The 19,382-nt window shown below is 69.1% G+C and carries 17 protein-coding genes; 5 read left to right on the forward strand and 12 right to left on the reverse strand.

What is annotated here, in order from left to right; genetic code table 11:
* Positions 1–21: 21 nt before the first annotated feature.
* The gene (locus CFB39_RS24235) at positions 22–813 is read right to left on the reverse strand and encodes a helix-turn-helix domain-containing protein (RefSeq protein ID WP_089474739.1); all 792 of its coding nucleotides are present in this window, start codon (positions 811–813) and stop codon (positions 22–24) included.
* A 95-nt stretch (positions 814–908) separates the two neighbouring features.
* On the opposite strand from CFB39_RS24235, the gene CFB39_RS24240 reads away from it, so the two are divergent.
* Together CFB39_RS24240 and CFB39_RS24245 are read left to right on the forward strand one after the other, a co-directional pair.
* Positions 909–1,160 (forward strand): hypothetical protein, encoded by a 252-nt coding sequence (locus tag CFB39_RS24240; RefSeq protein ID WP_089474740.1) that lies wholly within the window; start codon positions 909–911, stop codon positions 1,158–1,160.
* Between the two features lie 46 nt (positions 1,161–1,206).
* Positions 1,207–2,172, forward strand: a complete 966-nt coding sequence (locus CFB39_RS24245) for a zinc-binding alcohol dehydrogenase family protein (RefSeq protein WP_089474741.1) — start codon at positions 1,207–1,209, stop codon at positions 2,170–2,172.
* Positions 2,173–2,380: 208 nt separating this feature from the next.
* On the opposite strand, the gene CFB39_RS24250 is transcribed toward CFB39_RS24245, so the two are convergent.
* The 5 genes from CFB39_RS24250 to CFB39_RS24270 form a co-directional block, all read right to left on the reverse strand.
* A complete protein-coding gene (locus tag CFB39_RS24250; RefSeq protein ID WP_089474742.1) occupies positions 2,381–3,472 on the reverse strand; it encodes a porin in 1,092 nt (363 codons plus the stop codon).
* 130 nt (positions 3,473–3,602) lie between these two features.
* Positions 3,603–4,670: an ABC transporter ATP-binding protein gene (locus CFB39_RS24255; protein ID WP_089458085.1), complete on the reverse strand. Its 1,068-nt coding sequence runs from the start codon at positions 4,668–4,670 to the stop codon at positions 3,603–3,605.
* Positions 4,663–6,435 carry an iron ABC transporter permease gene (locus CFB39_RS24260; RefSeq protein ID WP_089474743.1) on the reverse strand — a complete coding sequence of 591 codons (1,773 nt, stop codon included), beginning with the start codon at positions 6,433–6,435 and terminating at the stop codon, positions 4,663–4,665. The genes CFB39_RS24255 and CFB39_RS24260 overlap by 8 nt, the downstream gene beginning before the upstream one ends.
* Before the next feature lie 120 nt (positions 6,436–6,555).
* Complete coding sequence (locus CFB39_RS24265) at positions 6,556–7,656, reverse strand: ABC transporter substrate-binding protein (RefSeq protein WP_089427630.1); 1,101 nt, start codon at positions 7,654–7,656, stop codon at positions 6,556–6,558.
* A gap of 217 nt (positions 7,657–7,873) precedes the next feature.
* Entirely contained in the window at positions 7,874–9,361 is a 1,488-nt protein-coding gene (locus tag CFB39_RS24270) for a PLP-dependent aminotransferase family protein (protein WP_089474744.1), read from the reverse strand.
* A gap of 102 nt (positions 9,362–9,463) precedes the next feature.
* Here CFB39_RS24270 and CFB39_RS24275 point away from each other — a divergent pair, with 102 nt between their 5' ends.
* The 3 genes from CFB39_RS24275 to CFB39_RS24285 all read left to right on the forward strand — a co-directional run bounded on the left by CFB39_RS24275 (position 9,464) and on the right by CFB39_RS24285 (position 13,108).
* Positions 9,464–10,702 (forward strand): multidrug effflux MFS transporter, encoded by a 1,239-nt coding sequence (locus CFB39_RS24275; RefSeq protein WP_089474745.1) that lies wholly within the window; start codon positions 9,464–9,466, stop codon positions 10,700–10,702.
* A 125-nt stretch (positions 10,703–10,827) separates the two neighbouring features.
* A complete protein-coding gene (locus CFB39_RS24280; RefSeq protein ID WP_089432599.1) occupies positions 10,828–11,508 on the forward strand; it encodes a response regulator in 681 nt (226 codons plus the stop codon).
* A gap of 181 nt (positions 11,509–11,689) precedes the next feature.
* Positions 11,690–13,108, forward strand: coding sequence for a sensor histidine kinase (locus tag CFB39_RS24285; RefSeq protein WP_089474746.1), 1,419 nt, complete (start codon positions 11,690–11,692; stop codon positions 13,106–13,108).
* A gap of 83 nt (positions 13,109–13,191) precedes the next feature.
* Here CFB39_RS24285 and CFB39_RS24290 read toward each other — a convergent pair whose 3' ends face one another.
* The 6 genes from CFB39_RS24290 to CFB39_RS24315 form a co-directional block, all read right to left on the reverse strand.
* Complete coding sequence (locus tag CFB39_RS24290) at positions 13,192–14,058, reverse strand: MOSC domain-containing protein (RefSeq protein ID WP_089474747.1); 867 nt, start codon at positions 14,056–14,058, stop codon at positions 13,192–13,194.
* An 88-nt stretch (positions 14,059–14,146) separates the two neighbouring features.
* Complete coding sequence (locus tag CFB39_RS24295; RefSeq protein ID WP_089474748.1) at positions 14,147–15,100, reverse strand: ABC transporter substrate-binding protein; 954 nt, start codon at positions 15,098–15,100, stop codon at positions 14,147–14,149.
* Positions 15,101–15,137: 37 nt separating this feature from the next.
* Complete coding sequence (locus CFB39_RS24300) at positions 15,138–16,322, reverse strand: cytochrome c (protein WP_089474749.1); 1,185 nt, start codon at positions 16,320–16,322, stop codon at positions 15,138–15,140.
* 50 nt (positions 16,323–16,372) lie between these two features.
* The gene (locus CFB39_RS24305; RefSeq protein ID WP_089474750.1) at positions 16,373–17,200 is read right to left on the reverse strand and encodes an ABC transporter ATP-binding protein; all 828 of its coding nucleotides are present in this window, start codon (positions 17,198–17,200) and stop codon (positions 16,373–16,375) included.
* Positions 17,194–18,315 (reverse strand): ABC transporter permease, encoded by a 1,122-nt coding sequence (locus tag CFB39_RS24310; protein WP_089475649.1) that lies wholly within the window; start codon positions 18,313–18,315, stop codon positions 17,194–17,196. The genes CFB39_RS24305 and CFB39_RS24310 overlap by 7 nt, the downstream gene beginning before the upstream one ends.
* Before the next feature lie 4 nt (positions 18,316–18,319).
* On the reverse strand, positions 18,320–19,360 hold the full coding sequence (locus tag CFB39_RS24315; RefSeq protein WP_089474751.1) for an ABC transporter substrate-binding protein: 1,041 nt from the start codon (positions 19,358–19,360) through the stop codon (positions 18,320–18,322).
* Between the last annotated feature and the right edge of the window lie 22 nt (positions 19,361–19,382).

Genomic DNA, 19,382 nt, shown 5'->3' on the forward strand with positions numbered 1-19,382 from the left:
CGCATCTGCAGGTCGCCACGCTCATTCCTCTCCACGGCGCCCTGTTTCCATATACCTCCCCGGCGTCGTCCCCAACGCGCGCCGGAACATGTCGATGAACGCGCTCACGTTGTCGTACCCGAGGTCGAGCGCGATCGTCGTCACCGGCACGCCGTCGGCAATGCGCTCCAGCGCCCGCAGCAGCCTGGCCTGCTGACGCCACTGCGCGAACGTCAGCCCCGTTTCCGCGACGAAGCGGCGGCTCATCGTCCGCGCACTGATGCCCGCCCATTCGGCCCATTCCTCCAGCCGCCGGTTGTCCGCTAGATCGGCGGCAAGCGCATCGGTGATCTTCATCAGCCGCGGATCTTGCGGCCGCACCAGCCCCAGCGCCTCGACTTCCGACGACGCGATTTCATCGAGGATCACGTCGGCGATCCGCGTTTGAGCGGCATCCAGCGCCGAACCTTCCCAACTCGCCGCCCGCTGCACGGCCTCGCGCAGCAGCGGCGTCGTGCGGATCGCGCGCGGCGTATCCGGCAGCGCCGCGCAGCGTGCTTCGGCAACGAACGCCGACCAGCCGGAAATCGGCCCGAACGAGCGCAGCGAATGCCGGCAATGCGGAGGAATCCAGATTGCATGGATCGCCGGCACGACCCAGTCCTGATCGTCGAGACCGATCGTCAGCAGCCCGCTCAGCGCGCCGACGAGCTGGCCGCGCGCATGCGAGTGGGGCGGCGTCACGCGCGGGTCGCGTTGCGACAGGACGGCCGCGACGACGAACGGGCCGTCGTCGGACGTGACGAATCGGGCGGGCAGGAGTGGATCGGACATGGCCGGATATCGGTATCGAATGGCCGTTATACCGGAGATCGGCCGGAATCGCACGCCTACACTGCGTCCATCGATGACAACCGGAGTACGACACGATGCGAGCCGAACAGATGCTTCCCGACCATGCCGACCGGATCGACGCCGGCGGAACGACGATCCGCAAGGGTACCGTCGGCGCGTTCCTGGTCAACGCGCGAGTGCTGACCGATCCGAACGCCGCGCCCGCCGACCGGGCGCGCGCGGAAGCCGACACGATCGACGCATTGCCCGCGTTGCGCGCACTTGGCCTGTTCGACGTGCTGGACGTACGCGATCCCGCGCTGCGCGCGTGGCTCGAAGCGCATTGACACGCGCCGGAACTGTCGATCGAGTATCCCGATTCGAGGAGTCACCATGAAAGCAGCAGTCGTGACGGGCGCCGGCGAGCGTCCCGTCCATATGGAATTCGACGCGCCGCGCGCGATGCCGGGCCATCGCCTGATCGACGTGACGGCGTCCGCGCTGAGCCGGATCGCGCAGGGGCGGGCGTCCGGCACGCATTACTCGTCGGAAGGGCGTTATCCGTTCGTCGTTGGCGTCGACGGCGTGGGCCGCCTCGACGACGGGCAACGCGTCTATTTCTTCGGCGCGCCAGCACCGTTCGGCGCGATGGCCGAGCGCACGATCGTGCCCGATGCGCGGTGCGTGCCGCTGCCCGACGCGCTCGACGACATCACGGCCGCGGCGATCGCGATTCCCGGGATGTCGTCGTGGGCCGCGCTGACCGAGCGCGCCCGGCTCGTCGCGGGCGAGACGGTGCTCGTCAACAGCGCGACGGGTACGTCGGGGCGGCTGGCGGTGCGGATCGCGAAGCATCTCGGCGCCGCGAAGGTGGTCGCGACCGGCCGCAACGCGGCTGCGCTGCAGGCATTGCTCGGTGCGGGTGCGGATGCCGTCGTGTCGCTGCAGCAGGACGACGCGCATTTGGCGCGTGCGCTCGAGCCACACTTCCGCGCAGGCGTCGACGTTGTGCTCGACTATTTGTGGGGTGCCAGCGCGCAGACGCTTCTGGTTGCTGCGGCGAAGGCAACGCCCGAAGGCCGCCGGCTGCGCTTCGTGCAGATCGGCTCGATCGGCGGCGCGGATGTGCTGTTGCCGGGCGCGGTGCTGCGCGCGACCGCGATCGAGCTGATGGGCAGCGGCCTCGGCAGTGTATCGCTGCCGCGCCTGCTGGCCTCGGTGCGCGGCGTGTTCGACGCGGCCGGGCCGGCGGGCCTGGCGATCGAGACGCGGGCAGTGCCGCTGGCAGACGTCGGCGTGCATTGGGGCGATACGAGCAGCCTCGTGCGATCGGTGTTCACGATGGGCGAGGGCAGATGAAGAAGAGGCGGTGCACCGCGTGGCTGAACGCACGGCGGGCACCGTTTACGCGCGTGATCTCCTCACGGTACCGATGGGTCCGGCGATCACGCTTCGTGCAACAACCACGGGAACGGTGGCCCATCGCGAGCGAACGGGCAACGCGGCGCAGCGACGCAACGCACGCGCCGCCACCCGCCGCCACCCGCCGCCACCCGCCGCATCAGCCTCAGAACCGCTGCTGAATCCCGGCCGTCACCCCGACCTGCGTGGTGCCGTACCCGTTGACATCGCGCGATACACCGACCTTCTGCCCATGCTGCCCGATCGCGAACGCACCGGCTGCGTACAGCACCGTGCGCTTCGACAGCGCGTATTGCGCGCGCATCGACACGAGCGTCGGATCGGCATCCGTGCCGCCCTTGATGTTCTGGTGATACACGGCGCCGATCAGCGAGAACGTCGGCGTGAACTGATACGAGCCGCCGACCCAGTACATGTCGCTCAACTGGTTCGCGGCGCTCGTGCGATACGTGCGTTTGTAGTTGCGATAGCCGGCCATCGTCTTCAGGTTGCCGAAGTCGTAGCTCAGGCCGGCATGAACCCCCTGGATATAGTTGACCGCATCGGCCGGCGTGACGCTGTCGGCCGCGCCGTTCTGCCGGTCGAACGCGACCACCGCGGCGAACGGGCCTGTTTCGTAGCCGGCCGCGAAGTCGTATTTCGAGCTGGTCTTCATGCTGCCCGGCACGTTGCCGAAGCCGTACAACGCGCCGAACTTGAAGCCGCTGAATTCACCGTCGTAGCGCACCGCATTCGACGAGCGCGTGAACATGCCGTCCTTGCGACCGCCGGTCGCCATCGACGATGATGCCCATGAATAGTTCTGCGAGTAACCCATCGGGTCGAACGGCATCATGTAGTCATACGTGACGGTGAAGTTGCGGCCGAGCGTCAGTTCGCCCCATTTGCTTTTCAGGCCGACCGTCGCGCGGCGCGCGAAGATCGAGTCGGGGCCGTCGTCGGACGCGCCGTTCGCGAGGTCGATCCCGCTTTCCAGCCGGAACACCGCCTTCAGCCCGCCGCCGAGATCCTCGACGCCGCGCAAGCCCCAGCGCGACGTGTTCTTGTTGCCCGACTTGAGCTTGACGGAATTGCCGCCTTCCGGCGCCGCGTGGTTGGCGAACTCGATGCCGGCGTCCATGATCCCGTAGATCGTGACCGACGACTGCGCGTGCGCGGCCGGCACGGCGATACAGGCTGCCGCGGCCGAACCGGTGAGGACTACTGTTCGAATGGAACGTTCTACGCGTGACTTCATTTTGACGGTGTCTCCTTGGTTTTTGTGGGCGGGTTGAAACAGAAAACGGGTATGCGTCGCGCCGATGCGGAGCGCGAAGGGATGTGTGCGCGAATGCATGCGCGGCGGCGCGCGGGCCGCCGCGACGGGGTCAGCCCGCTTTCGCGAACGCCCAGCAGTCGTTGGCCGGGAATTCGATCCAGTGCTTGCCCGCTGCGCGCGGCACGTGACCGAATGCACGCAGGCGCATCTCGCCGCAATGGAACAGGTATTCCCAGCGGTCGCCGAGATACATCGACGTGACGAGGTCGGCCTGCAGCCGGTTCGCACCCGGGCCGTCGGCGACCTGCACGCGTTCGAGGCGGATCACGGCCTGCGCGTCCTGGCCCGGCGCGAAGGTGTCGCGGGCGAGCGCCTGCAGTTCCCAGCCGTCGCCGGCGAGCGTCACGCGTTCGCCGTCAATGGCCGCGACGCGCGCGTCGATCCGGTTGTTGCTGCCCATGAACTCGGCCGTATACAGCGAGCGCGGCGCGCCGTACAGCTCGGCCGGCGTGCCTTCCTGCTCGATGCGGCCGTTGCGCAGCAGCAGGATGCGGTCGGACATCGCCATCGCTTCGGTCTGGTCGTGCGTCACGCACAGGGCCGACAGCCCGAGCGATACGATCAGCTCGCGCAGCCATGCGCGCGCTTCCTCGCGCAACTTGGCGTCGAGGTTCGACAGCGGTTCGTCGAGCAGGATCACCGGCGGGTTGTAGACGAGCGCGCGCGCAATCGCGACGCGCTGCTGCTGGCCGCCCGACAGCTGATGCGGGAAGCGTTCCGCGAGATGGCCGAGGCCGAGCTGGTCGAGCGCGGACTGCACGCGGCGCTTCTGTTCGGCCGGTGCGACGCGGCGCAGCTTGAGCCCGTAACCGACGTTGTCGGCGACGGTACGGTGCGGCCACAGCGCGTACGACTGGAACACGAGGCCGAGCGAGCGCTGCTCGACGGGCAGGTCGACGCGCTGCGCGCCGTCGAAGAACACGCGGTCGTCGAGCTGGATGCGGCCGTCGGACGGCTGTTCGAGGCCGGCCACCGCGCGCAGCAGCGTGGTCTTGCCGCTGCCCGACGCGCCGAGCAGGCACACGACTTCGCCGGCCTTCAGTTCGAACGACACGCCCTTGAGGATCGGATTGGTGCCGTAGCTGAGGTGCAGGTCGTCGACGATGAGCTTATCCATGAAGTTTCACTCCGAAACGCAGGGCCACGCCGAGACCGGCGCCGACCATCGCAATGTTGATGACAGAAAGCGCGGCGACCTGGTCGACGGCGCCGGTCGCCCACAGCGACACGAGCAGCGCGCCGATCACTTCGGTGCCGGGCGACAGCAGGTAGACGGCCGTCGAGTATTCGCGCTCGAAGATCATGAAGATCAGGAGCCACGCGGCGAGCAGGCCGAAACGCACGAGCGGCAGCGTCACGTCGAGCGACACGCGGCTGCGCGTCGCGCCGACGCTGCGGCCGGCTTCCTCGAGCTCGGGGCCGACCTGCAGCAGCGCGCTCTGGATGAGCCGCATCCCGTACGCGAGCCACACGACCGTGTACGCGATCCAGATGCTCCACATCGAGTTCTTCAGCTCGCGCAGGCCGGGGACGAACAGGAAGATCCACAGGAACGCGAGACCGGCGAGCAGGCCGGGCACCGCGCGCGGCAGCAGCACCAGGTAATCGAGCAGCTTGGTGGCCCAGTCGGGGCGGCGGTGCCCGGCGAACGCGACGAGCGAGTAGAAGCCGATCGCGAGCGCGCCGCCGATCACGCCGATGCCGAGCGTATTGACGATCGCGCGCACCAGGTTGTCCTGCTCGAACAGTTCGATGAAGTTCGACAGCGTGAGCACCTCGGCGAGCGCGACGCCTTCGCCCCAGTTGGTCACGAACGCGCGCAGCACGATACCCGAGATCGGCACGATCACGGTCAGCATCAGCCACAGCGCGACGATCGCGAGCGCGACCCAGCGCCATACGCCGAGCGGCAGCACCGTCGCGCGGCCGGCCTTGCCCTTCACGGTGACGAAGCGGTTCGCGGTCTTCAGCAGGCGGCGCTGCAGCAGCACGAGCGGGAACGTGATCGCGACGATGCACACCGCGACCGCGGCCATCAGGTGATACGACGGCACGCCGAGCTTGTTGGTCAGCTTGTACAGGTAGGTCGCGAGCACGAGGTGGCCTTCCGGATCGCCGAGCACGAGCGGCAGCCCGAACACCTCGAAGCCGAGGAAGAACACCAGCACGCCGGCGAACAGCAGCGCGGGCATCGTCATCGGCAGGCTCACGTCGAGCGCGACGCGGAACGGGCGGGCACCGGTCACGCGCGCGGCTTCCTCGACGTCCGAGCCGAGGTTGCGCAGCGCGGCCGACGAGTACAGGTACACGTGCGGCACGTGCGTGAGGCCGACGATCATGGTGATCGCGAAGATGGAGTACACGTTCCAGGGCACGCTTTGCACCCCGAACAGTGCCTTGAACCACACCGAGTAGAAGCCGACCGGGCCGGCCGCGACCACGTAGCCGAACGCGAGCACCATGGGCGACACGAACACCGGCGTGAGCAGCAGCGGTTCGAGCCAGCGGCGGCCGGGCAAGTCGGTGCGCACCATCAGGAACGCGAGGATGCCGCCGAGCGGGATCGAGATGAACAGCATCCCGCCGGCGATGATGAACGAGTTCTTCACGGCCGACCAGAAATCGGGATCGCTGAAGACGAAACGGAAGCCGTCGGTGCCGAGCGTCTTGTTCGCATCGAAGAACGGCGCGGACAGCAGGCTCTGGAACAGGATGAAGCCGAGCGGCAGCGCGACCGCGATGGTCAGTACCGCGACGACGATCCAGCGCAGCATGCCGGCGAGCGGCTGCAGGCTGCTGACCGGCAGCGCGGGAATCGCATCGCGCGGGCCGGTGGCGGGCGGAACGGCAGGCACCGATCCGCGTGTGCTGGTTGAAAGCATGAGTTCGCCCCTGCGGCCATCCGGATGGCCGCCTCTAGGAAGTCGGTATGGGGAAGGGGCCGCCCGCGCGACGTGGCGGGCGGCCATTGGCCGGCCGAAGCCGGTCAGTGGATCAGCGGATCAGCCCTTGATCGCCTGCTGCCATTGCTTCAGGAACGCGAGCCGCTTCGACTGGTCCAGATAGACGAGCAGGCCGGTGCCGATCTGGATCGGCTTCAGCGAATCGCCGAGTTCCTTCGTGAGGCCCGCGGCCGACGTTTCGCCGGTCACGTCCGTGCGGATCGCGTACAGGTTGGCCTGGTTCGCGATCAGCGTCTGGCCGCGTTTCGACAGCAGGTAGTCGACCCACAGCTTCGCGGCGTTCGGATTCTTCGCCTTCTTCGAGATGGTGGTGAGGCGGCTCACGATCTGTGTGTAGTCCTTCGGAAACACGTAGCCGATCGACTTGTCCTTCTTTGCCTTCGCGTACGCGTACGATCCGAAGATGTTGTAGCCGATCAGGTTCTCGCCCGACGAGATGCGCTCCATCATCGCGCCGGTGCTCGACTGCAGCTTCGGGCCGGTCGCGCCGATCGCCTTCACGAGTTCCCACGTGACCTTCTCGTTCAGGTGCGCGTCCTGCGTCAGCGCGTTGAAGCCGACGCCGGATTTCTCGACGTCGTACGTCGTGAGCTTGCCCTTGAACTTGTCCGGTTGCGACGCGAGCAGCTTGATCAGTTCGGCGCGCGTCTTCGGCACTTCGTTTTCCGGGATCAGGCGCTTGTTGTAGACGATCGCGAGCGGCTCGAACGTCGTGCCGTAGGCCTGCTTCTGGTACTGCGCCCATTGCGGCAGGTTCGCGCTTTCGGGGGAGTCGTACGACGCCATCAGGCCGTCGTTGACGAGCTTGACCTGCAGGTCCATCGCCGAGCTCCACAGCACGTCGGCGCTGGTGCTGCTCGCCGCATTCTCGCTGATGTAGCGGTTGTACAGCTCGGTGCTGTTCATGTCGTTGTACTCGACCTTCACGCCGTACAGGCTTTCGAAGTCCTTGATCAGCGGGCGCACGAGGCCCGTGTCGGTCGTCGAGTAGACGATCAGCTTGCCTTCCTTCTTCGCGGCGTCGATGACGCCCTGGTAGCTCCCCGGATACCCGGCCGGAACCTGCGCGGCGGCGCTGCCGGCGGCAGTGCCCAGAACGACCGCCAGCGCGGCGGCGAGGTGCTTCGGTGCAAACGGCATGTCTTCCTCCAGTTACGTCCAGTGTTGTTCGAGTGGAGCGGATGTTAATTGCGGCGCACTTTCAGCCCGCTTTCATTTCTGTTCACAATCGTGTCGTTCGTGTCATGGATTTCCCGAGGTCGAAGCGGTGGCGGCCGCGCGTTTTGCGGCGCGCGGCACGGTCGGACAAGGGGAGCGGCGGGTTGCCGCGGGGCGCGGCAACGATGACAGGCGAGGGCTACGCGGGTTGCGCGAGCAGCTTGCCGAGCAGCCGGCCGCCATGCCGCGCGTGCGCGGCCGTCAGCGCGGAATACCCGACGACGACGCCCGCTTCGCACCGGGCGCTTCGACAGAATCCGCGGATCGGCTGCAATTCGATACCGTCCGCCTGGGCTTGCGCGACATACGTGGCGTCGTCCATCCCGGGCGGCAGCCACAGCACGAAATGAAAGCCCGCGTGCTCGCCGGACACCGTGTACCGCCCGCCCGCGTGTTTCGCCAGCTGGTCGAGCACGAGGTCGCGCCGCTGGCGGTACGCGTGACGCGCGGCGCGCAGGTGCTTCGCAAAATCGCCGTGGCCGATGAAGCGGGCCAGCGCCAGCTGCGGCGCCACGCCGACCGAGCGCGCGGTCGCATGCCACACGGCCGACAGTGCCGGCCGCAGTTCCGCGGGCACGACCATGAAGCCGATCCGCAGCCCCGAGAACAGCGTCTTGTTGAACGAGCCGCAGTAGATCACGCGATCGCACGCGTCGAGTGATTTCAGCGCGGGCAGCGGGGCGGTCTGGTAGCTGAATTCGCCGTCGTAGTCGTCCTCGATGATCCATGCGCGGGTGCGCTGCGCCCAGTCGAGCAGTTCGAGCCGGCGCGACACCGACATCGTCACGCCGAGCGGCGCCTGATGGGCGGGCGTCACGTAGGCCGCGCGCGCATCGGGATAGCGGTCCAGCGATGCCGTGTCGATGCCTTCCCGATCGACCGGCACGTCGATCACGGTCGCGCCCGCGATCGTGAAGATCTGCCACGCCGACGCATAGCCGGGGTCCTCCATCAGCACCGTCGCGCCGGGCGCGAGCAGCGTGCGCGCGACGAGGTCGATCGAATGGCGGATGCCGGTCGTGATGAAGATGTCGCCGGCGTCGCACGGGATGCCGCGGTATTCCCGCAGGTACGCGGCGATTTCGTCGCGCAGGCGCTCGACGCCTTGCGCCGGTGTGGCCCCGAGGTCGTGCGCGGTCGCGGCAAGCAGGCTGGCACCGAGCGCCTTCTTCCATTGCTGCATCGGCAGCAGGCCGGGATCGGCAAGCCGCGCGACGAACGGCACGCCCGGGCGCACGCCTTGTTCCGGCGCGGGGCCTTCGGTCGTGCGTGCCGGCGCGGGGTGTGCGCCGGATGGGGGAAGGTGGCTGTCGCGCGATTGCGCCGCCGCGCGCAGATAGCTGTCCGGCACCACCGCGCATACCCGCGACCCCGACCCTTGCGTGCGGGCGATGTAGCCCTCGGAGCACAGCCGGTCGTACGCCGCTTCGACAGTCCCGCGGGCGACGCCCCAGCGCGCGGCGAGGGTGCGGCTCGACGGCAGCGGGCTGTCGCCGGGCAGCAGGCGCTTCAGGATCGCGTCGCGCAACGCGTCGGCGATGCACTCCTGCTTCGACTGCGGACTGCCCGCGGACAGCCCGGCCGGGCACGGCAGATCAAGCGGAATCGCGGCTTTGCCTCGCGGCATAGTGGTCTATTCAGTCACGGATTTAATGGCCCTTCAGCTTATATCACTTTGACCTTAGATTGCTGTCGACCCCATCGATCCGACCGGAGACGAGCTCACCGCATGAAAACGCGTTCATTACCCCAGTGGGGCTGGCTGCTCCTGTTGATGCTCGTCGTGTGCCTGCCGCGGGTCACGATCGATGCGTACCTGCCGTCGCTGCCGGCGATGGCGGACGCGCTGCACGGCACCGATGCCCAGTTGCAGCTCACGCTCACCCTGTACATGGTCGGCTACGCGCTGTCGATGCTGGCGTCGGGGCCGTTGTCCGACCGTTATGGCCGCCGTCCTGTCCTGCTCGGCGGCCTGTGCCTCTACGTGGTCGCCAGCGTTGCCTGCGCGTGGTCGACCAGCGTCACGGCGATCGTCGCCGCCCGCATCTTCCAGGCGTTGGGCGGCTGCAGCGGAACGGTGATCGGGCGGGTGATCGTGCGCGAGCGCTTCCCGACCGCGATGCAGGCCACGATGCTGGGCCGCATCTCGGCGGGCATGGCGCTGTCGCCGGTGATTGCGCCGCTGGCCGGCAGTGCGGTGGCCGAATGGCTCGGCTGGCGCGGCGTGTTCGGGCTGCTGGCAGCGGGCGGGCTGGTCGCAACGGCGATGGTGCTGCGCTACCTGCCCGAGACCCGACAACGCAACGCGCGGCCGGCGCCGCGCGCGGGGCTTCTGCGGACGTACGCGGGCCTGCTGCGCGAGCGCAGTTTCCTGCGCTACTCGCTCGCCATCAGTTTCGCGTACTGCACGTACTACCCGTTCATCGCGGAATCGTCGACGCTGTTCCAGCGGCAACGCGGCGTATCCGGCCCGGTGTATGCGGCGATCTTCGGCCTGACCGTACTCGGCTACCTGATCGGTTCGAACCTGTTCGCGCGGACCGGCACGCGCTGGAAGGCCGATGTGGTCATCGCGGCGGCGGCGGGCATCAACCTGGCCAGTGCCGCCGTGTTGTGGATCGGTGGTGCGATCGCGCCGACGGCGGTCGCGGCGCTGGTCGTCCCGATGTTCTTCGTGATGATCGCCGTCGGGATCGCGATTCCGGCCTGCCAGTTCGCGGTGATGCAGCCGTACACGACGATCGCGGGGACGGCGTCCGGGCTGTTCTTCTTTATCCAGATGGCGATCACGGCTGCGTGCGGCGGCGTGCTGGCGTGGCTGTCGGACGGCACCGCGCGCCCGATGATCGTCGTCACGGCCGGTGCGAGCGTCGCGTTCCTGGCGGTGGCGGTCGGCCTGCGCGAGCGGCGCCGGGCAGGCGAAAGTTCGCGCTTCGCGACGCGCAACCGGCCCGCCGCCGAGCGCTGAGCGACGGTCGGCCGGTCCGGCCGACGTGCGCCCGAGCCGACGGCGCAACCCGTGTTTCCGCGAGGCGTCGCGATGGAAAGGATCATGTAATGTAGCGGCCTGTCGCTGACCTTACCGGAATCCCCATGCGTGTGCTGCTCGTCGAAGACAATCCGAACCTCGCCCAGTCGCTGAACGATGCGCTAAGCGCGGCGCGCTTCGCGGTCGACCACATGGCGGACGGCGAGGCCGCCGACCACGTGCTGCGCACGCAGGATTACGCGCTGGTGATTCTCGATCTCGGGCTGCCGAAGCTCGATGGGCTGGAAGTGCTGCGGCGGCTGCGCGCGCGCCGCAATCCGGTGCCGGTGCTGATCCTGACCGCGCATGGCTCGGTCGAGGATCGCGTGAAGGGGCTCGATCTCGGCGCCGACGACTACCTCGCGAAGCCGTTCGAACTGACCGAACTGGAGGCGCGCGCCCGCGCGCTGATCCGCCGCAGCCTCGGCCACGAGCATTCGCGGGTCGAATGCGGGCCGCTTTCGTATGACAGTATCGACCGCAGCTTCCATCTTGCGGGCGAGCCGCTGCCGCTCACGCCGCGCGAGCGTTCGGTGCTCGAGGTGCTGATCCTGCGCAACGGCCGCGCGATCAACAAGGAAACGCTGTCGGAGAAGATCTTCGGGCTCGACGAGTCGGTGAACGCCGATGCGATCGAGATCTACGTGTACCGGCTGCGCAAGAAGCTCGAGAACGCAGGAGTCGCGATCGTCACGCTGCGCGGGCTCGGTTATCTGCTGGAAGCGAAGGCGGAGACAGCTGAATGAACCGCCGCCGCGCTCACGATCTTTGCGCGGAACGGGTGGGCGCGTTGACGCGCCATGCCGGATCGACACGTTCACGGCCCGCCAACGACACGCACGCCATTCACGGCCGACCGCGCGGGCGCGGAGCGGCGCGCCGTGCATGCGCCGCCGTGTCCCTTTGGGCGGCCTGGCAGGGGGCCGAGTGACCCGCCCGAACCTGCGCGCGCAGGTCGCGCTGTGGTTGCTGCTGCCGCTGCTCGGCCTGCTCGCGCTCGACTCGTGGCTCACGTACCAGCGCGCGATGAGCGCCGCGCACGTCGCGTTCGACCGCACGCTGTCGTCGTCGCTGAAGTCGATCCGCGAAGGCGTGCGGCTCAACGACGGCGAGATCGAGGTCGACCTGCCGTATCTCGCGCTCGAAATGCTCGAGTCGAGCGACGGCGGCAAGGTCTACTACCTGATCCGCGAGGACAACGGCCACACGATCACCGGCTACCCGGACCTGCCGCTGCCGCAAGGGCGCGACGCAGGCGACGGCGCGCTGTTCGTCACGCGCTACTACGACGTCGTCTATCGCGGCGAGCAGTTGCGGATGGCCGCGCTGCGCATCCCGGTGCACGACGTGCCGACCGCGCAGTCGCGCATCGTGTGGGTGATGGTCGGCGAGACGATCGAGGCGCGCCAGGCGCTCGCGCGCGAGATCCTGGTGGGGTCGCTGCTGCAGGAAGGATTGCTCGTCGTGCTGGCGCTCGGCATCGTGTGGCTCGGTGTCGGGCGCGGGCTGCGGCCGCTGAACCGGCTGTCGGCGACGGTCGCCGCGCGCAGCGAGGACGATACGACGCCGCTCGATACCGGCGCGGTGCCGAGCGAACTCGCGCCGCTCGTCGAGTCGATCAACCAGTACATCGGCCGCACGCAGCGGATGCAGGTCGCGCGGCGCCGCTTCTTCGCGGACGCGGCCCATCAACTGAAGACGCCGCTCGCGGCCGTGCAGGCGGGCGTCGAACTCGCGTTGCGACCCGACGAGCAGCCGCGCGCGAACGGGCACCTGCGGCGTGCGAACGGCGCGGTGCGGCAGGCCGCGAAGATCGTGCAGCAACTGCTGTCGCTGTCGCGGCTCGATTCGGACAGCGGCCATGCGGTCGCGCACAAGCCGGTCGCGCTGCACCGGCTCGCGCGCAGCGTGACGCTCGACTGGTCGCCGGTTGCCCGCGCGCGCGACATCGATCTCGGTTTCGAGCACGAGGCCGACCTCGACGTGCACGGGCAGTCCGACCTGCTCGGCGAGATGATCGGCAACCTGATCGACAACGCGATCCGTTATGCGGGCGATCGTGCCGTGATCACGGTGCGTGTGTCGCGCGATGGCGAGCACGCGCGGCTCGACGTCATCGACAACGGGCCGGGCATTCCGGCGGACGAGCGCGACGCGGTGTTCGAGCGCTTCCATCGCGGCAGCAAGACGCAGACGGTCGAAGGAACGGGGCTCGGGCTGTCGATCGTGCGCGAGATCGCGCGCGTGCATCAGGGCAGCGTGACGCTGGCCGATGCGGCCGGTGGCGGGTTGGTCGTGACGATCTGGCTGCCGGCGGCGAGCGACGCCGCGCCGCGCGCTGCGTGATGGCGATCAGCGATGCGGGAAGCGGTGGCTGTGAGCCACGGCTTCCCGGCATTGAAAGGGGGCGAGCGGTTCGCCCGCCCGGCTCAATCGCCGAACCCGATTTCCGCTTCCAGCGACTGGCCAACCTCGAGCCACGCGCCCGCGCCTTCGACGACGATCGCATTGATGCCGAACGTCAGCTCGCCATTGAAATTCGGGTTCGCGCGATAGGTCTGCATCGTGTCGGTCGGCTCGTGCGGCCACGCCGGATCGGGCGCGCCGGTGGCCTGGTCGATCGTCGGCATCGGGCAGCGCGTGCACGGCTTCACGAGGCGCAGCCGCACGGGCGTCACGCCTTCCGTGTCGAGGTGTTCGACGAAATCCTCTTCGAACGCGTCGAGATCCGACACGACGATATTCGGGCGGAAGCGGTTCATCGGGATCGCCGGCGCGCCCTTCGCGGCGAGCCGCGCGTTCAGGTCGTCGAGCGACGACTGGCCGATCACGAGCAGCGGGTAACCGTCCGCGAACTGCGTGTGCGTATCGATCTCGCCGGTCCATGTGCGGTTGCAGCCGCGACGCGCGTCGGGCCCGAAGCGCGCGAGCTTCGTGGGCGTGCCGAGGAATTCGGTGAGCCACGCGGCCGTTTCGGCGCCCGTGTCGATCGCGTCGACGGTGTCGCGCCACACGGTCGCGGCCATTTTCGGCGTGGCGGGCGATACGTCGCCGTCGAGCGGCGTGCGGATCTCGCGCATGCCCGGCGCGTTCAGCGCGAGCGCATCGCTGTCGAGCGCGGTGCGGATCAGCGCGAGCCGCGGGTGCGTGCGCTGCGTGATCATCTGCCCGGCCGGGTCGGTGATCAGCCAGTGGCGGTCGTACGCGAGGCCCGTTTCGAGCAGTTGCGCGCGCGACAACGCGATGCCGGCACAGGATTTGATCGGATAGACGAAGAGTTCGGCGATGGCTGGCATGACGCTGGCTGAAGGCGAATGACGAGACTGCGATTGTGCCAGATCGTGCCGCAGCCGTTTGGGCGGCTGCGCGCCGTCGCGCGGCCGGTCATGCGAGCGGGAAGCCGGCGTCGAACGTCGTGCGCACGTCGAGCGGCTGGCGCAGCAGTCCGGCTTTCAGGTAGAAGTCGGCCGTGCGCTGTTGCTCCGCGACGACCGTCGCGTCGATCGGCAGCCAGCGCGTGTGGCGGCGCTCGAACTGCAGCTTCGCGGCCGCCGGCGGAATGCCGATGATGCGCGCGAGTGCGGCGGAATACGCATCGACATGGCGGTACGACCAGGTCTGCGCGCGGACGACGCGCCGCAGGAAATCGTGCAGCACGTCGCGCTTCGACGCGATCGCCGCGTCGGTCGCCGCGAGGTAGCTGAGGCCCGACCACAGTCCGCGGCCATTGACGAGCACGCGCGCGCGGCCGCTCGTTTCGGCGAGCGCGGTATAGGGCTCCCAGGTCGCCCACGCGTCGATCGAACCGGTTGCGAGCGCAAGCATCGTGTCGGCCGGCGGCAGGAAGCGGAACGACACGGCGTCGGGCGGCAGGCCCGCTGCATCGAGCGCCTTCAGCGTGACGAAATGGCCGATCGAGCCGCGCGTGGTGCCGATGCGCTTGCCCTTCAGGTCGGCCGCGCCTTTCAGCGTCGCATCGGGCTGCACGAGCACCGCCGTGCCGTACGGGTCGGAACGGTTCGCGCCGATCACCTTGATGCGTGCGCCCGACGCGAGCGCAAAGATCACCGGCGCGTCGCCGATCGGCCCGCAGTCGACGGCGGCCGCGTTCAGCGCTTCGGCGAGCGGCGCGGCGGCCGGGAACTCGGTCCACGCGATGTCGTACGCCAGGCCGTTCAGTTCGCCGGCCGCTTCGAGCAGCGCGCGCAGCCCGCCTTTCTGGTCGCCGGCACGCAGCAGCGGCCGCGTGCCCGATTGCGCGCGCAGGGCGGCCGGGGCTGCGGCGATCGTGGCGAGGGCGCTCGCTTGTGCGAGGAAATGGCGTCGGGTTGGATTCATCGTGAAGCTCGGTCGGAAGAGAAGTTCAGGGATTCAATCAATGCGGAAGCCCGGCCTGCACATCGCGTACGGGTTCCGTGTCGACGCGCAGCAGCAGCGCAGTCAGCGGATCGCCGGTCGCTGCCGGCACGGCCGGTCGTGCGGTGGCGTCCGAGCGGCACAGCAGGTCGGCATCCGACCAGCCGGCGCTGCCCGGCAACGCGCGCGCCCGCAGCCAGCCGCGCCGATCGGCGAGGAGCTGCGTGCCGCCGAGCGCGTCGGGCGCCACGCCGGCAATCGTCGCGAATGCGCGCCACGCGTCGGGCGTCGATGCGACGCAATCGGCTCGCGCGGTGCCGATTGCCTGCGCCACGGGCGCGCCGCGTGCCGTGACGAGCAAGGTTTGCCAGCGCGCGTCTTCCGGCGGCGGCGTCGCGCCCGGCGCGAGCGCGACGATGCGCACGCGCTGGCCGTCGCGCCAGCGCTCGAGCGGCTGGGGTGCGGCGGCGCCGCAGCGCACGTCGAGCGCCGGCAGCGGGACCGGCACGGGCCACGCGCCTTCCGCCTGCGCGCCGCTGCCCGCGGCGAGCGCTTTCAGGTAGTCGAGCACGGCCCAGGTGTCCTGGGGGCCGAGCGTCGTGGCGAAGCCGGGCATCGTCGATGCGCCGTGTTCGTCGCGCGTGCCGTGGCGCACGCGCCAGAACAGTTCGCCGTCGAGACGTCGGGCGAGCAGCGCGCCGGCGAAGGTCGGCGGCCAGTGCGGGAGCGTGGCCGCGAGCGGCCCTTCGCCGCGTCCGTCCGCGCCGTGGCACGCCGCGCAGTGCTGCGCATACAGGTGCGCGCCGCGCATCACGTTCGATACGGAAAACGGCGCGGGATCGCGCTGGAAACTCGTCGGTACGGCAGGCGAGAGCCACAGCGACGACGGCGGCCACGGCGCGAACCATGCAACGGCCAGCGCGGCGACTGCCGATACGACACGCCACTTGCGCGACGCCAGCGCAATGCCAGCGAGTACGACCGCCAGCACCGTTGCCGCCACGGCGAACGCAAGTTGCCGCGTGAGCCCCGCGTCGATGCGCAGCGTTTCGAGCGCGATGCGATGCGCCCACGGCCACGCGGCCTGACCATCTGCGTCGCCCGTCAGCCCGATCGCATGCAGCACGCGCGCCAGCGCGATTTGCGCGCGATACAGCCCTTGCAGAAACAGGAGCGCCCAGTCGGCGAACGTCGGCGCGTTCATCGGCTACGGTCTCGCCGCGCGGCGGCCCATCGTCGAACGGCACCGCGCATCTACCAGCTCGCATCGAGCCCGAGATGCCGCAGCGCGTCGTGACGCAGTTCGGCGAGGCGCGGGTCGCCGCGATGGCGCGGGTAGGGCAGGTCGACGTGCAACTCGGCGACGATCCGTGCGGGGCGCGGCCCGAACACGATCACGCGCTGCGCGAGGAACAGCGCTTCCTCGACATCGTGCGTGACGAGCAGCGCGGAGAAGCCGTCGCGTTGCCACAGTGCGGTGAGCTCGGCCTGCATCGTGAGCCGCGTGAGCGAATCGAGCTTGCCGAGCGGCTCGTCGAGAATCAGCAGGCGCGGATCGTTGACGAGCGCGCGGGCCAGCGCGACCCGCTGCGCCATCCCGCCGGACAACTGATGCGGGAACACGTTCGCGAATTCCTGCAGCCCGACGCGCGCGAGCGCATCGTCGACGCGATGCTGCGCGGTGCGCGCCACGCCGCGCGCCTCAAGGCCGAGCGCGACGTTCGCGCGCACGCGCCGCCACGGGTACAGCGTCGGATCCTGGAACACGACGATGCGCGACGGATCGGGCTGCTCGATCGGCACGCCGTCCTGTGCGATCGTGCCTTGCCGTGCGGCGTCGAGGCCCGCGACGAGGCGCAGCAGCGTCGATTTTCCGCAGCCGCTCGGGCCGAGCAGCGCGACGAATTCGCCGGCCGTGACCGACAGCGTGACGTCGTCGAGCACCGGCAGCGCGCCGCCGGGGCCGTCGAACGCATGGCTCACGCGGCGGATGTCGATGCGCGCGCCGCGCGCCGCCGTGACGGCGGGCGCAGCGGCAACGGATGATGCAACGGACGATTCGAGTACGGCGGCGCTCACCATTTGACGGTTCCTTTCTGCCAGGCGAGCACGCGGTCGCGCACCGCGAACAGCAGCGCGATCAGCCCGGAAAACAGCAGCGCCATCACGATCAGCGCCGCATACATGTTCACGTACGATGCCCAGCCCTGCGCCCAGCTCAGGTACCAGCCGAGCCCCGACTTGACGCCCATCATCTCGGCGACGACCAGCACCGTGAACGACGCGCTCAGCCCCATGAAGATGCCGACGAACACGTGCGGCAGCGCGGCCGGAATCGCGACGCGCAGCACGAGGAAGCGCGCGTTCGCGCCGAGCGTGCGCGCGACGTCGTAATACTGCTTGTTGACGCTCGCGACGCCCGACCACGTGAGCACCGCGACCGGGAAGCCGGTTGCGAGCGCGATCAGGAACGCGGCCGCCGAATAGCTCGACGGGAAGAAGTAGAACGTGAGCGGCAGCAGCGCGGTGGCCGGCACGGGGCCGAGCACGCGCAGCACCGGATGCACCCAGTAGCCGATCCGGCGCGACCAGCCAATCGACACGCCGACCGCGAAACCGACCGCGACGCCGTACGCAAAGCCGAGCGCGAGCAGCTTCAGCGTGTTGCCGGCGCTGCCCAGCAGGCGTGGCCAGTCGTCGACGTAGACCTCGATCAGCGCCTGCGGCGGCGCGAAGAACGGGGTCGGCAGCCAGCCGGTTTTCGCGGTGACGATTTCCCACGCGGCGAGCACGAGCGGCAGCGCGACGAGCCATGGGCCGGCCGGGCGCACGCGCGCGAGCCGCGTGCGCGTCGTGGGGACGAGATGGCCGAGCGTGGCGGCGACCAGCAACAGCGCGGCGATCGTCCACGCGCCGACGGCGAATTCGTCGGTGTACGCCCAGTCGCTGAAACCGACGACGCGGTTCGGCCACAGTCGCGTGAGGGCGCCGAGCACGCCCCATGCGAGCGCGGCGGCGATGCCGGTCGGCCAGGTACGCGCGCGGCGGGCTTCGGCGGCCAGCGTGGCTTCGCACGCCGTGCAGGCGACGCGTGCCGACGATGCGGCGGTACTGGCGCCTGAAGCGCCTGAGGCGCCGGAAGCGGCTGACGCGGCTGACGCGGAGCGCGCGGCGGGCGCGTGTTCGATCGTCGACATCGCGTCACCCCAGCACGTTCGCATAGACCTGCTGCGCGAAGCGCTGCGGGTCGGTGCTCTTCTTCAGCACGCTGATGCGGCGGAAGTCGTCCGCGTAGAACGCAATTTCCTGCTGCAGGTCGACGTTGGTCGGGTGGTGGTTGTAGGTGAGCGTCGCGTAGAGCTTGCGCAAGTCCTCGGGGTTGATCTTCGGCGAATACTTCGCAAACACCTTCGCGGCTTCGTTCGGGTTGTCGTGCGTGAACTCGGTGGCCTGCACGATCGAGCGCGCGAGCGCGGCGGCCGCCGGCCGGTCGTTGCGCACGAGGTCGCCGCGTGCGCCGATCACGCAGCACACCTTGCGCGCGTATTCGCCGGACAGGTTCGTCGCCAGTTCGGTGTACGCACCGTTGCTGCGCTTTTCGAGCAGATAGAGATTCGGGTCGCCGTCGGCGATCGCGTGGATCTCGCCCTTGTCGACCGCCACGCCGAGCAGGTCCGCCGGATACTGCCGCCACGTGATGTCGCGCTCGGGATCGATCCCGTTCTTCGCGAGCAGGATCGAGAAGAAATGCTTGCCGGGCGCAGCCAGGTCGCTGACGCCGACCGTCTTGCCCTTCAGCGCCTGCAGCGTCGTCACGCCGGCCGCCTTCGCGCCGACGAGCCGCACGCAACCGCCGTGCGAGCTGCCGATGATCTTCACGTCGAAACCGGCTTCGAGCGGCTTCAGCCAGCGGTGGATCATCCCGACCGCCGCATCGGCCTTGCCGGTCGCGATCGATTCGAGCAACTGATCGGTCGAGCCGCTGTAGTTGATCAGATCGACCTTCAGGCCGTTCTTCTCGAAGAAGCCGCGCTCCTGCGCGACGACGATCGGCGTCAGGCAGAACGCGTTCTGGTTCCACGCGAACGTGAGCTTCTTCAGCGGCGGCGCGGACCAGGCCTTGCGGCCCAGCGTGATCGCGGGCGCGGCGAGCGCGACGGCGCCGGCGGCGCGCAGCAGCTTGCGGCGCTTGTCGTCGTGCGCGTCGGCGGGCACGGGTGCGGGTGCGGTGGTTTGGGTCATGTGGTCTGGTCTCCGGTCGTGC

Source organism: Burkholderia sp. AU6039, from assembly GCF_002223365.1.
Lineage (GTDB): Bacteria > Pseudomonadota > Gammaproteobacteria > Burkholderiales > Burkholderiaceae > Burkholderia.

Excerpts from the sequence above, each read along its gene's own strand:
- CFB39_RS24275 (WP_089474745.1), top strand. The coding sequence starts at position 9,464 with ATGAAAACGCGTTCATTACCCCAGTGGGGCTGGCTGCTCCTGTTGATG.
- CFB39_RS24260 (WP_089474743.1), bottom strand. The coding sequence starts at position 6,435 with ATGCTTTCAACCAGCACACGCGGATCGGTGCCTGCCGTTCCGCCCGCC.
- CFB39_RS24310 (WP_089475649.1), bottom strand. The coding sequence starts at position 18,315 with ATGTCGACGATCGAACACGCGCCCGCCGCGCGCTCCGCGTCAGCCGCG.
- CFB39_RS24280 (WP_089432599.1), top strand. The coding sequence starts at position 10,828 with ATGCGTGTGCTGCTCGTCGAAGACAATCCGAACCTCGCCCAGTCGCTG.
- CFB39_RS24255 (WP_089458085.1), bottom strand. The coding sequence starts at position 4,670 with ATGGATAAGCTCATCGTCGACGACCTGCACCTCAGCTACGGCACCAAT.
- CFB39_RS24290 (WP_089474747.1), bottom strand. The coding sequence starts at position 14,058 with ATGCCAGCCATCGCCGAACTCTTCGTCTATCCGATCAAATCCTGTGCC.
- CFB39_RS24305 (WP_089474750.1), bottom strand. The coding sequence starts at position 17,200 with ATGGTGAGCGCCGCCGTACTCGAATCGTCCGTTGCATCATCCGTTGCC.
- CFB39_RS24315 (WP_089474751.1), bottom strand. The coding sequence starts at position 19,360 with ATGACCCAAACCACCGCACCCGCACCCGTGCCCGCCGACGCGCACGAC.
- CFB39_RS24295 (WP_089474748.1), bottom strand. The coding sequence starts at position 15,100 with ATGAATCCAACCCGACGCCATTTCCTCGCACAAGCGAGCGCCCTCGCC.
- CFB39_RS24265 (WP_089427630.1), bottom strand. The coding sequence starts at position 7,656 with ATGCCGTTTGCACCGAAGCACCTCGCCGCCGCGCTGGCGGTCGTTCTG.
- CFB39_RS24300 (WP_089474749.1), bottom strand. The coding sequence starts at position 16,322 with ATGAACGCGCCGACGTTCGCCGACTGGGCGCTCCTGTTTCTGCAAGGG.
- CFB39_RS24235 (WP_089474739.1), bottom strand. The coding sequence starts at position 813 with ATGTCCGATCCACTCCTGCCCGCCCGATTCGTCACGTCCGACGACGGC.
- CFB39_RS24245 (WP_089474741.1), top strand. The coding sequence starts at position 1,207 with ATGAAAGCAGCAGTCGTGACGGGCGCCGGCGAGCGTCCCGTCCATATG.
- CFB39_RS24270 (WP_089474744.1), bottom strand. The coding sequence starts at position 9,361 with ATGCCGCGAGGCAAAGCCGCGATTCCGCTTGATCTGCCGTGCCCGGCC.
- CFB39_RS24250 (WP_089474742.1), bottom strand. The coding sequence starts at position 3,472 with ATGAAGTCACGCGTAGAACGTTCCATTCGAACAGTAGTCCTCACCGGT.
- CFB39_RS24240 (WP_089474740.1), top strand. The coding sequence starts at position 909 with ATGCGAGCCGAACAGATGCTTCCCGACCATGCCGACCGGATCGACGCC.